Below are 13,745 nucleotides of genomic sequence, written 5' to 3'. Positions count from 1 at the left end.
CATGAAGGGTCCCCGGGTCAGGGACGCCCTGCGACCGAAGCCGCATGAGTGAGTGTAAGCGCATACATTTGCGGAATGCAACCCCTTGACGGCGATGCCGGGGCGCTCAGTCGGATGCTCGCAGTGCGACGATCATGCTCCGCAGGCTCCGCAACGCGGCTTCGCGTTCCCGCTCGGAGAGCCCGGCCAGCATGCGCAGCTCGACCCCGCGGACGGCGGCGCTGGCGCGTTCCAGAGTGCGCCTCCCCTGCGCGGTGAGCCGGGTCGGAAGCGCCTTGCCGACCGGGGCATGGTCGGGGCGCGTCACAGAGCCGTCGCGCTCGAGCGCCTGCAACAGGACGTTCATCGACTGCCGGGTCACGAAGGCGCCTCTGGCGAGCTCCGAGTTCGACAGACCGGGCCTCTGGGCGAGCAGTTCGAGGCACGAGTAGTGCGTGATCGTCATGCCGAACGGACGCAGCGCATCCTCCATGGCGGCGCGGAGGGCGCTCGACGCCTCCTTGAGCAGGTAGCCGAGCGAGGTGTCCAGATCGATCATGTCTTGACCCATGTCAGTAGTCTGACATACGCTTTGTGTCAGATAACTGACATGAAAGGATGACCACATGCCCGTCACCGGTCCCGACTTCGTCTCCCTCCAGGTGCGCGACCTCCCCGCATCCCAGGCCTTCTACGAGACCTACCTCGGCCTCGAGCGGTCCCCCGCCGGTCCCCCGCACGCCGTCGTGTTCACGACCTCGCCCATCGCCTTCGCGCTGCGGGACGTCGTCGAGGGCACCGACCTCGACGCGGCCCCCCACCCCGGAATCGGCGCCGCGGTCTGGCTGCACGCGACCGACGTGCAGGACATCCACGACGCCCTCGTCGCAGACGGCCACGAGATCGTATCGGCGCCGATCGACGGCCCCTTCGGCCGCACGTTCACGCTCGCCGACCCCGACGGCTACCGGATCACCCTGCACGACAAGGCCTGAGAGAACCCGCTCAGGACACCCGGGAGCTCTCCCTGACCAGGATCTGCAACGGGAGCCGGACGGTCATGGGCTCGGCGTCGGGATGCTCCAGGCGCCGCGCGAGCAGCTGGACGGCCGCGCGGCCGAGGTCGATCATCGGCTGCCGCACCGTCGTCAGCGCCGGACGCGCGAGCGCCGCGGCCTCGATCCCGTCGAAGCCCGTCACGCGCACGTCGTCCGGCACCCGCAGCCCCGCCGCGCGGAACGCGTCGATCGCGCCGAGCGCCATCTGGTCGTTCGCCGCGATGAGCGCGCTCGGCGCTCCGCGCTCGACCAGCTCCGCCCCCGCCCGTCGCCCGGACTCACGCGTGAAGTCCCCGCGCACCAGGGTGACGGCATCCGCAGTCGCTCCGACCTCGGCGAGCGCGGCCGTGAAGCCCTCCCAGCGCTGAGCGCCGTCGGGCGAGTCGACAGGGCCGGCGAGATACGCCAGACGATCGGGTGCCGCGTCCCGCAGCACCAACCGGGTCAGCTCCGTCATCGCCTCGGCGTTGCTGACCGTGACATGGTCGTAGCTGTCGCCGCGCGGCGGTCCCGACAGCACCACCACCGGGATGCGCTGCGCGAGGCGTGCGAGCACATCGTCCGGAACGCTCTGCGCCAGCACCATGAGGCCGTCGACGCGTCCGGCGATGTCGCGCACAGTCTCCCGCGAGGGGTCGTCGCGCCCCACGCCGATCATGAGGACGAACCCGCGCTTCCACGCCTCCAGCTCCGCGCCTCGCAGCACCTCGTCGAGGAACAGCATGGCCGGCTGAGGCACGTGGTCGTCCGATTCATGCCTCACCGTGAACGGCGGGGCCGGTCGATCTGCCAGCACATCGAGCATCGGCGCATCCTCGGCCGCATCGAAACCCGGGAAGTAGAGACCCAGCACACCGGTGCGACGCTCAGCCAATCCCCGGGCGCTCCCGCTCGGCACGTAGCCGAGCTCCGACACCGCGGCGAGCACGCGTTCGCGAGTCACCGGCCGTACGGCATCCGGTTGCCGCAGCACGCGCGACACGGTCGCGATCGAGACCTCGGCCCGCTCTGCGACGTCGTAGACCGTCGCCCTCCTGCTCACGCTGGCTCCTCCTCGGTCGCTCGCTCGGGTGTGCACCAGGGTAACCCGCGACGGGACATCAGACTCGACGGGCCACGAGCGCCCCGTGCGGACGCGCGCTGATCTCGCCGGGGACCCGCTCACGGCTCTCGCTGCGCTCGACGTGGAACCCCGCATCCGTCAGCAGCGCTCCCAGCGCATCCGAGGACCAGAGGTACGCCGTGGTCACCGCGTGCGCGAACGGCTCGCGCGGCTCGCCGTCGAAGAAGCCGAGCAGGATCGAGCCGGCGGGGCGCAGGACGCGCGCGAACTCGGCCAGCACGAGCGGCACATCCGTGGGCGGCGTATGGATCAGGGAGTACCAGGCGAGGATGCCGCCGAGCGAGGAGTCGTCGAAGGACAGCTCATGAAACGAACCCTGATCGAACCGGATGCCGGGATGCCGGGATCGCGCGACCGCGACGAAGGCGGCGGAAAGGTCGATGCCGTAGACCTCCCTGCCGCCCTCCGCCAGGAGAGCCGCCCACTGCCCCGGGCCGCACCCGGCATCCAGCAGCGACCCGGCCGTGCCATCGCGCCAGGCACCGACCGTCGCGATGTCCCGCGGGTCCATCTGCGCGAGGTCCCCGGCGAGCGCGGTGTACTCCGCGGCACGCGCGTCGTACGCCGCCGCGACCGCACCCTCAGCCGGGTTCATCCGTGTCGCGCGGCGAGCGCCGCCTGATACAGGTCGCGCGAGGAGAGCCCGGTGGCGGCGGCGACCTCGCCGCACGCGTCCTTGAGGCGGATGCCGGAGGCGACGAGCGCCTGCACCTGGGCGAGCGCATCATCGGGAGAGGCGGCGGTACGGGGCGCGCCCTCCACCACGATCACGATCTCGCCCTTGACCCCAGCCTCCGCCCACTCGACGAGCTCCGGCGCCGTCCCCCGACGGACCTCCTCGTAGAGTTTCGTGAGCTCCCGGCACACCGCGATGCGGCGCGTGTCGCCGAACGCTGCGCCCATGTCGGCGAGCGCGGGGGCGAGGCGGGCCGGGGATTCGAAGAACACCATGGTGCGCGGCTCCGCCGCCAGCGTCGCGAGGGCGGAGCGCCTTTCCCCGGGCTTGCGCGGCAGGAAACCCTCGAACGTGAAACGATCGGTCGGCAGGCCCGAGATCGCGAGGGCCATGAGCACGGCGCTGGGACCGGGGATCGCGGTGACGGTCACGCCCTGCGCCACGGCCTCGGCGACGACGCCGTACCCGGGGTCGCTGATCGCCGGCATCCCCGCATCGCTCACGACCACCACGTCCTGCTCGGCGGCCAGAGCGGCGAGCTCGGCGGCCTTCTGCTTCTCGTTGTGGTCGTGCAGCGCGATGAGTCGGGGCCGGTTCTCGATCGCCAGCGCCCGCAGCAGGTGCGCGGTCGTCCTGGTGTCCTCCGCGACGACGACCTCGGCGTTCTCGAGCACCTCGACGAGGCGGCGCGACACGTCGCCCAGGTTTCCGATCGGCGTGGCGGCGAGGATGATCACCCGCCCAGCATAGGCGCGTTGTCTAGGCTGGAGCGGTGACCGAGCCCGTGCCGCTGCTGCCCTCTCCCGAGGATCGGCTGACGCGCTACGGAGCGCTCCGCGATCGCATCCTGCGCGACCCGGACTGGGGGCGGATGCTGCGCTGGTTCGCCCCGCTCGTCGTCACGGCCGTCGCCGCGGTCCTGCGGCTCGTGAACCTCGGGCACCCGCATCAGCTCGCGTTCGACGAGACGTACTACGTCAAGGACGCCTGGTCGCTGTGGACGCTCGGCTACGAGGGCACCTGGGGCGAGGGCGCGAACGAGGCCTTCGTCACACTGCAGAAGCTCCCCCTGTCGGATGTCGGCTCCTTCGTGGTGCATCCGCCGCTCGGCAAGTGGCTCATCGCCCTGGGCATGGCGATCGGCGGGCCGGACAACACGGTCGGGTGGCGTCTGGCGACGGCCCTCCTCGGCACGGCGACCGTACTGCTCGTATACCTGGTCGCACGCCGCCTGACCGGATCGATCGTCGTCGCGACCGTCGCGTCCGGACTCCTCGCGATCGACGGCCTCAGCATCGTCATGAGCCGCACCGCGCTGCTCGACGGGCCGCTGACGTTCTTCCTGCTGCTCGGGGCCCTGTTCATCCTGCTCGACCGCGAGCGCACGATCCCGGTCCTGGAGCGTCCCAACCCCGACTCCCCCGACCCGATGTGGGGCCGGGTGCTGTGGCGGCGCCCTTGGCTCGTGGCGGCGGGTGTCGCGCTCGGCGCGGCCACGGCGGTCAAGTGGTCGGGGATGTACGCGCTCGCGGCGTTCGGACTCTACGTCGTGGTGACGGATGCTCTCGCCCGCCGCCGGGCGGGGGTCGTGCTGTGGCCGACCGCTGCGGCGTTCCGTCAGGGTCCGGTGTCGTTCGTGCTGCTCGTGTTCCCGGCCCTGCTCACCTACCTCGTCAGCTGGACGGGCTGGCTCGTCACGATGGGCGGCTACGCCCGCCGCAGCGATCCGAACCCCCTGATCGCGCTGTGGAACTACCACAAGCAGATCCTCGACTTCCACGTCGGTCTGACCAGCGGGCACCCGTACGCGAGCCCCGCTTGGGAGTGGCCGCTGTTGCTGCGCCCCACCGCCGTGTGGGTCGCCGGCGACCCGGCGCCGTGCGGCGTGGACCACTGCATCGCGGTGATCTCGACGATCCCCAACCCGCTCATCTGGTACGCGAGCATCGCCGCCGCGGTGTACCTCCTGTACTGCCTGGTGCGCGCGTGGATCCAGCGGCGCCCGACGCCAGGGCCGGCGCTCACGTTCCCGCTCGTCGGCCTCGTCGCGACCTACGTCCCGTGGCTGATGTTCCCCGAACGCACGATCTTCCAGTTCTACACGGTCGCGATGGCGCCGTTCCTTGCGATCGCGCTCGCCGTCGTGCTGCGCCGGATCGCCGGGACCCGGGATGCTCCGCTGCATCGACGCCGGACCGGAGAGCGCGCCGTGCTCGTGTTCCTCGGCGTGGTCGTGCTCGTGTCGGTGTTCTACTACCCGGTCTGGACGGGCATGAGCGTGCCGTACCAGTTCTGGCTGCTGCACAACTGGCTGCCGGGCTGGGTCTGAGGATCCGAGACCAGGACGATCATGGGCGACCCCTCCGGCTTCGACTACGCCGTCCGCGGCGGCGACGTCGTGATCCGTCACGGCGGACGCGTGGCGACCGTGCTCCGCGGCGAGCGCGCGGCCCGGTTCCTCGACGAGGTCGAGAGCGACGACCCGCAGTTGCTGATGGCGAGAGTGACCGGCGACTACCGCCGCGGCAACGAGCGGACGGCGAAGGAGCATCCCCGCAACCGGGGGTGAGAACCCGTCACCTCGCCCGTGGGATGCTCCCCGGATCACTCGTCGGCATACGGCACACGAACGACCGGCAGTCGAAGGCCTGCTCCCGTGCGTTCGCTTTCGCCGCGAACAGGTCGAATCCCGCGTCCTCGAACGCCTGCGCCTGGGTCGCCGTCACGACCGCGACGACGTCCGCGTCCGCACGACGGGCGGCCTGCGCGAGCGGACCGTCCGGGTCCTCCGTGACCACGACGATCTGCCGCGGCGCCTCCACGAGTCCGGCAGCCACGCCCAGCAGACTGCCGTGTGCGAAGGGCTGTGCCGTCGCAGCCGTCGCGTGCGCCCGCACGCGCTCCTCGGCCGCGACCCGGTAACGGTCGCCGGCGCCGAGCCGCCAGGCCGTCAGAGAGGTCGCAGCCACGGCCGCCGCCGCGGACGGCAGGTCGCCGTCGGTCTGATCCGGAGCGGCCGCGATGCCGTGCGCCGGCAGAAGCGGATCGCCGCGGAGCCCCTCGAGAGCCGCGTCCAGGAGGTCCCTTCCCGCGACGGCCCATCCGGCCTCGCCGGTCGCGACGGCGAGCGCGAGCAGACCGCCGGCGAGCAGCGCGGCATCCGCCGTGGTCGCGGCCGCCGGCGAGGCGACGCCGTCGAGCGAGGTCCGTACGAGTCCGCCCTCCGCGCGGTTCACGCGCAGCACGTGACGGGCGGCCTCGACAGCGGCCCGCACCCATTCCCGCTCTCCGAGCGCCGCTCCCGCGCGGGCGAGCGCGCCGATCGCGAGGCCGTTCCAGCCCGTGATGACCTTGCCGTCGACAGCGGGCGGCTCCAGCGCGCTCCGCTCCGCGACGGGCCGGAGGTAGTAGCCGCCCTCGCTGCGGCGGCCGTCGATCCATGACTCCGAGTCCTGAGCGGCGCCGAAGCCGCCGTCCGCACGTCGCAGAGTGCGCAGCAGGAAGGCGGCGACGCCCCGCGCGGTGTCCTGGTCGTCCGCCGCGAGCGCCGCGTCCAGCAACTGGGCGTTGTCGGTCAGCATCCGCTCGTAGTGGGGGATGCTCCAGTCACGCTGCGTCGCGTAGCGGAAGAACCCGCCGTCCTCGTCGCGCAGCGCGGATGCCGTCATCGCGGCGATCGCGCGGTCGGCCGACGCCGCAGCATCCGGGGCCTCTCGCCGCACCAGTGGACTCTGCAGGAACGACAGCACCGTCGCGACGGGGAACTTCGGCGCCCCGCCGAACCCCCCGTGCACCGCGTCCTCCCGCTGAGCGATCGTCGACGCCGCCGCCTGGAGCGCGGCCGCGGCGGGCACGTCGGACGGAGCCGTGGCCGCCGCGTGCCGGAGCGCCTCCGTCACGGCATCCGCCGACTCCTCCGCCTGTGCCCGACGGACCGTCCACGCCTCGCGCACCGCGGCGAGAACGTCGCGGAACGCGGGCAGCGGGGGCCGGGCCTCCGGCGGCCAGTAGGTGCCGGCGTAGAAGGTGCGGCCGGTGGGCGTGGCGAACGCCGTGAGCGGCCACCCGAGGTTCTGTGTGAACGCGGAAGCCGCCGCCATATAGGCCCCGTCGACCTCAGGATGCTCCTCGCGATCAACCTTGACGGCCACGAAGTCCCGGTTCACGAGCGCCGCGATCTCGGGGTCGGCGAACGATTCGCGCGCCATCACGTGGCACCAATGGCAGGTCGAGTAGCCGATCGAGATGAGCAGCGGCACGTCGCGCCTGGCCGCCTCCTCGAAGGCCTCGGGGCCCCACGGATACCAGTCGACCGGGTTGTCGGCGTGCGCGCGGAGGTAGGGGCTGAGCGTGTCGGCGAGCCGGTTCGTCATACCCTCACGCTACGAGACGAGCAGGGTCTCCGTGGGTCGGCTGGCCGCATAGCCGACGAGCGGCAGTGCGCGCTCCGCGGCGAGGTCGATGCGTGAGCGCAGCACATCGGCGGAGATCACGTAGCCGTCGAAGTCGGTGTCGCTCGCGTAGACGCCCAACGGCAGCGTGAGCGCCTGGAAGAACGAGAACAGCGGACGCAGCTGGTGCTCGATCATGAGGGCGTGCCGCTCTCCCCCGCCCGTCGCGGCGAGCAGCACCGGCTTGCCGACGAGTTCGTACTGGCCGACGAAGTCGAACAGGTGCTTGAACAGGCCGGTGAAGGACGCGCGGTAGACGGGGCTGCCGACGATCAGAAGGTCCGCGGTCTCGATCGCGACGAGCTTCTCCTCGACGGAGGCGGGCAGCTGGTCGCGGCGCAGCGCCCCGGCGAGCGAGGGACCGATCTCGGTGAGCTCGATGAGCTCGAACTCGACATCGGCGCGCTCGGCGACGGCTTCGGCGATCGCCCGCACGAGGGCCGTGGTCTTGCTCGGCTCGTGCAGCGATCCGGAGACGGCGACGACACGGTAGGGGGCTGTCATGCCGACGACGCTACCCACGAGCATCCGCCCTGTCGCGTGGAATGACACGCGACGTCATCTGACGGGAGAGACGGATGGGCGTGGCGGGCTCGCCATCGCCGTGGCCGCCCGGCCCACGAGCCGCTCCAAGGGTCCGCGGCCGAAGAAGATCGACCACAGCGTCGTGACGAGAAGCAGGGCGAGGGCCGTCAGGCCCCAGAAGGCGTTGCTCGTGAAGAAGCCGCCGGGTCCACCGATCAGGGCGACCGAGAGCACGTGCACGCTGTATGCCGACAGCGGCATGGACCCCAGAGCGCCCAGCGGCAGCAGCACCCAGCGCGCCGGGCGGCTCAGCAGCAGGCACAGCGCGATCACGGTGAGCGCGAACCCGCCCGAACCGAGGATCTCCGCCGTGCCGCCGGAATGCGGGTCGACGCCGAAGATCGCCGTGAGCACCGCGCCGAGCGGATCGGCATCCGCGAGCGCAGTCGGATACGAGCTCCAGCCGGTGGCCCCTCCCGAACCCATGCCCGCGTCCGACGAGCTCACCCCTGCGGCGGCGCCGACCACGCCGAGTCCGTACCCCACGACCATGAGCCCGACGCCGATGCCGAGCGCCACCACCGCCGTCTCCATGCGCTCCACGCGCAGGCGTCCGAGCGCCATGCCGCCGAACACGAACGCGAGCCACACCGTGATCGGATACGAGCCGTACAGCACCAGGCTGATGCCGGCGCCGTAGGGATGCATCGCGAGCACTCCGACGAGCGCGAGCAGCGCGGGTCCTGCGAGAGCGAGGACGCCCGCCGCGACGAGCAGCGTGCCCGGTCGCCACCGGAGGAACGGGATCACCGCGACGTACAGCAGCCCGTACAGGGTGAGGATCACGGCGATCGGCGTGTTCAGCATCTCCAGAGCGAGGCCGATCACGAAGATCACGGCGCCGCGGCCCAGGAGCTGCAGGCGGATGCTCGGCATCCGCTCGGGATCCGGAAGATCGTGACGCCCCGTCATGAGGGCGATCGAGACGCCGGCGAGTACCGCGAACAGGATCGAGGACCGACCGTGCACGAGGTCCAGCCAAGTGCCGGGATCGAACGGGTCGAACGCGGAGGTCTCGCCGATGTGCGCGCCGGCCATGCCGAGGATCGCGAGGCCGCGGGCGATGTCGAGCCCGAGGATGCGCGGGGGCCGACCGAACGTGCGGAACCAGTGCGCGGGAGCGGCGAGGGCGAAGGTCACCCGACGATAGTAGAGCCGGCGCTGAGGAGTGTGCCGAAGGTCGGGGAGAGCGTCATACGATGGAGGGCTATGTCTTCTCCCGTGATCGTCTTTCCGCCTGAGCTGCCCGTCAGCGCCGCCCGGGACGAGATCGCCGACGCCATCCGCGACCACCAGGTCGTGATCGTCGCGGGTGCGACCGGCTCCGGCAAGACGACGCAGCTGCCGAAGATCTGCCTCGAGCTGGGCCGCGAGCGCATCGCCCACACGCAACCGCGGCGCCTCGCCGCCCGCACGATCGCCGAACGCGTGGCGGAGGAGCTGCAGGTCGAGCTGGGGACGCTCGTCGGATACAAGGTGCGCTTCACCGACAAGGTCTCGGACGAGACGCGCATCGCGCTCATGACCGACGGCATCCTGCTCAACGAGCTGGGCCGCGACCGGCTGCTGCGCCGCTACGACACGATCATCATCGACGAGGCGCACGAGCGCTCGCTCAACGTCGACTTCCTGCTCGGCTACCTCGCACGCATCCTGCCCGAACGCCCCGACCTCAAGGTCGTCATCACCTCGGCGACGATCGATCCCGAGAGCTTCGCCCGCCACTTCGCGGCCGCCGACGGCACACCGGCGCCGATCATCGAGGTCTCGGGTCGAACCTACCCCGTGGAGATCCGCTACCGCTCCCAGGAGACGGATGCCGAGGGCACAGACCCGGCGGCGGACGTCGACGAGGTCTCCGCGATCGTCGCGGCGCTGCGCGAACTCGACCGCGAGGCGCCGGGTGACGTGCTCGTGTTCCTGCCGGGCGAGGCCGAGATCCGTGACGCGGCGGACGCGGTCCGCGGCGCCTACGCGCACGACCGCTCCCCCACCGAGGTGCTGCCACTGTACGGTCGCCTGTCCGCCGCCGAGCAGCACCGAGTGTTCGAGCGCAGTCGCGTGGCCGGGGTACGACGTCGCGTCGTCCTCGCGACGAACGTGGCCGAGACGAGTCTGACCGTCCCCGGCATCCGGTACGTGATCGACACCGGCACCGCCCGCATCTCGCGCTACAGCGCCCGTTCCAAGGTGCAGCGGCTGCCGATCGAGCCGATCTCGCAGGCCTCGGCGAACCAGCGCTCGGGCCGCGCGGGCCGTACCAGCGACGGCATCGCCATCCGCCTGTACAGCGAGGAGGACTTCGAGCGTCGCGCCGAGTTCACGGAGCCCGAGATCCTCCGCACCTCGCTCGCCTCGGTCATCCTGCAGATGCTCTCGCTGGGCTTCGGCGACATCTCCGCATTCCCGTTCCTCACGCCTCCGGACTCCCGCGGCGTGAAGGCCGCGTTCGACCTGCTCACCGAGCTCGGAGCGATCGACACCTCGCGCGACGACCCGCGACTGACCCGTGTCGGCCGTGACATCTCGCGGATCCCGATCGACCCGCGTTTCGCCCGCATGCTGATCGAAGCCGGCCGCGCCTCGGCGGGGTCGGTGGCACGGGACGTGCTCGCGATCGTCGCCGGCATGTCGATCCAGGACGTCCGCGAGCGCCCGTCCCAGGAGGCCCCGCAGAGCGTGCGCGACGAGGCTGACCGCATGCACGCGCGCTTCGCCGACCCGACCAGCGACTTCCTGTCGATCCTCAACCTGTGGAACCATCTGCGTGAGCAGCAGCGCGAGCTCGGGTCGAGCGCGTTCCGGCGACTCTGCCGCTCCGAGCATCTGAACTACGTCCGCGTGCGCGAATGGTTCGACGTCCACCGCCAGCTGCGGGGTGTGCTGGGGCCCCGGTCGTTGAGCGAGCGCAGCGAGACGAAACGCACCGAACACACCGGCACCAGCGACCCCGACGCGATCCACCGCGCCCTGCTCGCGGGACTCCTGTCGCAGATCGGCATCCTCGACGAGCGCACCACGGGCAAGGGCGCTGACCCGAAGAAGCGCCGGCAGGCGGAGTACCGCGGGGCCCGCGGCATCCGGTTCTCGATCTTCCCCGGCTCGGCGCTGCGCAAGAAGGCCCCCCAGGCGGTCATGGCGGCGGAGGTCGTGGAGACGTCTCGCACCTACGCCCGCACGGTCGCTGCGATCGACCCGGCGTGGGCGGAGGCGCTCGCGGGCGACCTCGCGAAGCGGCAGGTCACCGAACCGCACTGGTCGAAGGATGCCGGGGCCGCGGTCGCCTACGAGAAGGTGACGCTGTTCGGCGTCGAGATCATCCCGCGCCGCCGGGTGCAGTTCGCGCGCATCGATCGCGCCGCGTCGCGCGAGCTGTTCGTGCGGCACGCCCTCGTGGAGGGCGAGTGGGACCCGAGCCGCATCGACAAGCGGGTGAGCGCGTTCCGGCGGAGCAACGCCGAGCTCCGCCGACGACTGGAGAAGCTCGAGGAACGTGAGCGCCGCCGCGACATCCTCGCGGGCGACGAGGCCGTGTTCCGCTTCTACGACGAGCGGGTCCCCGCCGATGTCTTCGACGTCCGGTCGTTCGAGAAGTGGTGGCGTGAGGCGCTGGCCTCCACGCCCAAGCTCCTCGTGATGCGCGAGTCCGACCTGATCGACGACGACAGCCGTGCGGATCAGAGCGAGTTCCCGACCCGATGGACGCAGGGCGACCAGGTGCTGGGTCTGGCGTACCGGTTCGAGCCGGGCGCTCCCGACGACGGCGTGAGCGTCGTGATCCCGCTGCCGCTGCTCGCGCAGATCGAGGACCGCGGGTTCGACTGGCAGGTGCCGGGTCTGCGCGCAGAGCTCGTCACCGGATTGCTGCGCGCGCTGCCCAAGGCGATCCGCCGCCACGTCGTACCCGCCGCGGACTGGGCGGAGAAGTTCGGCGCCGAGCTGGCCGGCGACGGCCCCGAGGCGCACGGCGGACGCCCGACGCGCACGCTCAAGGAGGCGCTCGCGCGTCTGATCCAGCCGCTCGCGAATCAACTCGTGTCGGCCGCGGACTTCGAGGACGAGCGGGTGCCCGGGCACCTGCGCATGAACTTCCGCGCGATCGACGAACGCGGACGCGTCGTGGGCTCCGGGCGCGACCTGGGCGCACTGCAGTCGACGCTCGCCGACAGGGCGCGCAGCAGCGTCGCCCGCTCGATCGCGGCGCCGCCGCGTCCGGCGGGCCCCGGGAAGGGACCTCGCCCCGCTGCCGCTGCCACCGCCACCGCGTCCATCGAACGCGATGGGCTCACAGCGTGGACCTTCGGCGACCTCCCCGACGTGCTCGACACCAGGGTCGCCGGCGGCGTGGTGCGCGGCTACCCGGCGGTCGTCGATCAGGGCAAGACCGTCGCGGTCCGCGTCGAGTCGACGGCGGATGCCGCAGCCACAGCCACCCGCGACGGAGTGCTGCGCCTCGTGCTCCTGAGCGTCCCGTCGCCCTCGTCGTACGTGCAGCAGCACCTCACGAGCCAGGAAAAGCTGGCGCTCGCGGCCTCCCCGTACCCGTCGGCCGCGACGCTGATAGAGGACTGCCGCGCCGCCGTCGCACGGCAGCTGATCGAGCGCGCGGTGCCCGGCGGCGTCATCCGCAGCGAGGCGGACTTCACCCGGGTGCGCGACGCCGTCTCCGCGGCCATGGTCGACGAGCTCTTCGCGTGCGTGTCGCTCGTGGCACGGATCCTGACCAAGGCCCGCGAGGTCGAGCGGGGCATCAAGTCGCAGAACTCCTTGGCGCTGCTCGGACCGCTGAACGACATCCGCACCCAGCTCTCCGGCCTGCTGTACCCCGGATTCGTGGCGGCGACGGGCGTCGAACGTCTTGCGCACCTGCCGCGGTATCTCGAGGGGATGCTGGAGCGCCTGAAGACCCTGGCGAACGAGCCGGGCAAGGACCGCACCCGCATGACCGAGTACGAGCGCATGGCGGCGGCGTACACGGATGCCGGCGGCACGATCCCGCTCGCCCCGGATGCCTCTCCTGCGCTGGTCGAGACGCGCTGGCTGCTCGAGGAGTACCGAGTGAGCGTGTTCGCGCAGCGCCTCGGAACGGCGCAGCCCGTCTCACCCCAGCGCATCATGAAGGCCCTCGCCGCCGGCAAGTGAGCGGAACGCTGCTCCCCCGGTCGTCGAGCGTGCGCAGCGAGACGAAACGCGTCAGGTCTCCGCGGAACGCAGCCCCTCCCGGTCGTCGAGCGAGCGCAGCGAGACGAAACGCGTCAGGTCTCCGCGGACCGCAGCCCCTCCCGGTCGTTGAGCGAGCGCAGCGAGACGAAACGCGTCAGGTCTCCGCGGACCGCAGCCCCTCCCGGTCGTTGAGCGAGCGCAGCGAGACGAAACGCGTCAGGTCTCCGCGGAACGCAGCCCCTCCCGGTCGTTGAGCGAGCGCAGCGAGACGAAACGCGTCAGGTCTCCGCGGAACGCTGTTCCCTTCGCTGTCGCGCACTCCACCCGCGGACGGCACCGAGCCCGCCCTCGATGAACGCGCGACGCTTCGCGTGACTCCATCCCTGGATGCGCTTCTCCCACCGGAACGCGTCGTCGACGCGGGCAAAATCCTCGCTCCAGACGAGTTCGACCGGGAGGCGGCGGCGCGTGTACGAACTTCCGGTACCGTCGGCGTGCTGTATCAGCCGTCGCGGCAGGTCGATCGTGCTGCCGACGTAGAGTGTGCCGTCGGAGCATCTCAGGATGTACACCGTCCCCATGCAGCAGCACCGTACTCGGGGATGCCGACATCGCGGCGTCGTCCAGCACGGAAGGCGTTTCGTCTCGTCGCTGCGCTCCTCGCTCAACGACCGGGACGAGCTCGACGCGTTTCGTCTCGTCGCTGCGCT

12 protein-coding genes are annotated in these 13,745 nt (G+C 71.4%); 4 read left to right on the top strand and 8 right to left on the bottom strand.

Annotated elements, in window-relative coordinates; translation table 11 throughout:
* Window positions 1–106: 106 nt before the first annotated feature.
* Window positions 107–550, bottom strand: coding sequence for a MarR family winged helix-turn-helix transcriptional regulator (locus AKH00_RS11020; protein WP_050722727.1), 444 nt, complete (start codon window positions 548–550; stop codon window positions 107–109).
* Between the two features lie 55 nt (window positions 551–605).
* On the opposite strand from AKH00_RS11020, the gene AKH00_RS11015 reads away from it, so the two are divergent.
* On the top strand, window positions 606–974 hold the full coding sequence (locus tag AKH00_RS11015) for a VOC family protein (RefSeq protein WP_050722726.1): 369 nt from the start codon (window positions 606–608) through the stop codon (window positions 972–974).
* A 10-nt stretch (window positions 975–984) separates the two neighbouring features.
* Here the strand turns inward: AKH00_RS11015 and AKH00_RS11010 are convergent, their stop codons facing one another.
* The 3 genes from AKH00_RS11010 to rsmI are packed head-to-tail and all read right to left on the bottom strand — an operon-like array spanning window position 985 to window position 3,573.
* Window positions 985–2,079 carry a LacI family DNA-binding transcriptional regulator gene (locus AKH00_RS11010; RefSeq protein WP_050722725.1) on the bottom strand — a complete coding sequence of 365 codons (1,095 nt, stop codon included), beginning with the start codon at window positions 2,077–2,079 and terminating at the stop codon, window positions 985–987.
* Window positions 2,080–2,137: 58 nt separating this feature from the next.
* On the bottom strand, window positions 2,138–2,755 hold the full coding sequence (locus AKH00_RS11005) for a class I SAM-dependent methyltransferase (protein ID WP_050722724.1): 618 nt from the start codon (window positions 2,753–2,755) through the stop codon (window positions 2,138–2,140).
* Window positions 2,752–3,573 carry a 16S rRNA (cytidine(1402)-2'-O)-methyltransferase gene (gene rsmI, locus AKH00_RS11000; RefSeq protein ID WP_050722723.1) on the bottom strand — a complete coding sequence of 274 codons (822 nt, stop codon included), beginning with the start codon at window positions 3,571–3,573 and terminating at the stop codon, window positions 2,752–2,754. The genes AKH00_RS11005 and rsmI overlap by 4 nt, the downstream gene beginning before the upstream one ends.
* 35 nt (window positions 3,574–3,608) lie before the next feature.
* On the opposite strand from rsmI, the gene AKH00_RS10995 reads away from it, so the two are divergent.
* Together AKH00_RS10995 and AKH00_RS10990 are read left to right on the top strand one after the other, a co-directional pair.
* A complete protein-coding gene (locus tag AKH00_RS10995; RefSeq protein ID WP_050722722.1) occupies window positions 3,609–5,165 on the top strand; it encodes a dolichyl-phosphate-mannose--protein mannosyltransferase in 1,557 nt (518 codons plus the stop codon).
* 21 nt (window positions 5,166–5,186) lie between these two features.
* Complete coding sequence (locus AKH00_RS10990; protein ID WP_050722721.1) at window positions 5,187–5,405, top strand: hypothetical protein; 219 nt, start codon at window positions 5,187–5,189, stop codon at window positions 5,403–5,405.
* Between the two features lie 7 nt (window positions 5,406–5,412).
* Here AKH00_RS10990 and AKH00_RS10985 read toward each other — a convergent pair whose 3' ends face one another.
* Genes AKH00_RS10985 through AKH00_RS10975 form a run of 3 tightly spaced genes read right to left on the bottom strand, consistent with a single transcriptional unit; the run spans window position 5,413 to window position 9,012 of the window.
* On the bottom strand, window positions 5,413–7,209 hold the full coding sequence (locus tag AKH00_RS10985) for a thioredoxin domain-containing protein (protein ID WP_050722720.1): 1,797 nt from the start codon (window positions 7,207–7,209) through the stop codon (window positions 5,413–5,415).
* Window positions 7,210–7,218: 9 nt separating this feature from the next.
* A complete protein-coding gene (gene msuE, locus AKH00_RS10980) occupies window positions 7,219–7,791 on the bottom strand; it encodes an FMN reductase (protein WP_050722952.1) in 573 nt (190 codons plus the stop codon).
* Window positions 7,792–7,845: 54 nt separating this feature from the next.
* The gene (locus tag AKH00_RS10975; protein WP_050722719.1) at window positions 7,846–9,012 is read right to left on the bottom strand and encodes a heparan-alpha-glucosaminide N-acetyltransferase domain-containing protein; all 1,167 of its coding nucleotides are present in this window, start codon (window positions 9,010–9,012) and stop codon (window positions 7,846–7,848) included.
* A 69-nt stretch (window positions 9,013–9,081) separates the two neighbouring features.
* On the opposite strand from AKH00_RS10975, the gene hrpA reads away from it, so the two are divergent.
* On the top strand, window positions 9,082–13,014 hold the full coding sequence (gene hrpA / locus AKH00_RS10970; protein WP_050722718.1) for an ATP-dependent RNA helicase HrpA: 3,933 nt from the start codon (window positions 9,082–9,084) through the stop codon (window positions 13,012–13,014).
* A gap of 299 nt (window positions 13,015–13,313) precedes the next feature.
* Here hrpA and AKH00_RS10965 read toward each other — a convergent pair whose 3' ends face one another.
* The gene (locus AKH00_RS10965) at window positions 13,314–13,616 is read right to left on the bottom strand and encodes a GIY-YIG nuclease family protein (protein WP_050722717.1); all 303 of its coding nucleotides are present in this window, start codon (window positions 13,614–13,616) and stop codon (window positions 13,314–13,316) included.
* Window positions 13,617–13,745 lie beyond the last annotated feature (129 nt).

This window comes from Microbacterium sp. GCS4, assembly GCF_001262495.1.
In the GTDB taxonomy this organism is placed as follows: Bacteria; Actinomycetota; Actinomycetes; order Actinomycetales; family Microbacteriaceae; genus Microbacterium.
This window is presented reverse-complemented; position numbering and strand designations above follow the sequence as displayed.

What these genes read in the sequence shown, in the direction of transcription:
- AKH00_RS11020 (WP_050722727.1), bottom strand. Translation starts at nt 550, where the DNA reads ATGGGTCAAGACATGATCGATCTGGACACCTCGCTCGGCTACCTGCTC.
- AKH00_RS11015 (WP_050722726.1), top strand. Translation starts at nt 606, where the DNA reads ATGCCCGTCACCGGTCCCGACTTCGTCTCCCTCCAGGTGCGCGACCTC.
- AKH00_RS11005 (WP_050722724.1), bottom strand. Translation starts at nt 2,755, where the DNA reads ATGAACCCGGCTGAGGGTGCGGTCGCGGCGGCGTACGACGCGCGTGCC.
- AKH00_RS10990 (WP_050722721.1), top strand. Translation starts at nt 5,187, where the DNA reads ATGGGCGACCCCTCCGGCTTCGACTACGCCGTCCGCGGCGGCGACGTC.
- AKH00_RS10985 (WP_050722720.1), bottom strand. Translation starts at nt 7,209, where the DNA reads ATGACGAACCGGCTCGCCGACACGCTCAGCCCCTACCTCCGCGCGCAC.
- msuE (WP_050722952.1), bottom strand. Translation starts at nt 7,791, where the DNA reads ATGACAGCCCCCTACCGTGTCGTCGCCGTCTCCGGATCGCTGCACGAG.
- hrpA (WP_050722718.1), top strand. Translation starts at nt 9,082, where the DNA reads ATGTCTTCTCCCGTGATCGTCTTTCCGCCTGAGCTGCCCGTCAGCGCC.
- AKH00_RS10965 (WP_050722717.1), bottom strand. Translation starts at nt 13,616, where the DNA reads ATGGGGACGGTGTACATCCTGAGATGCTCCGACGGCACACTCTACGTC.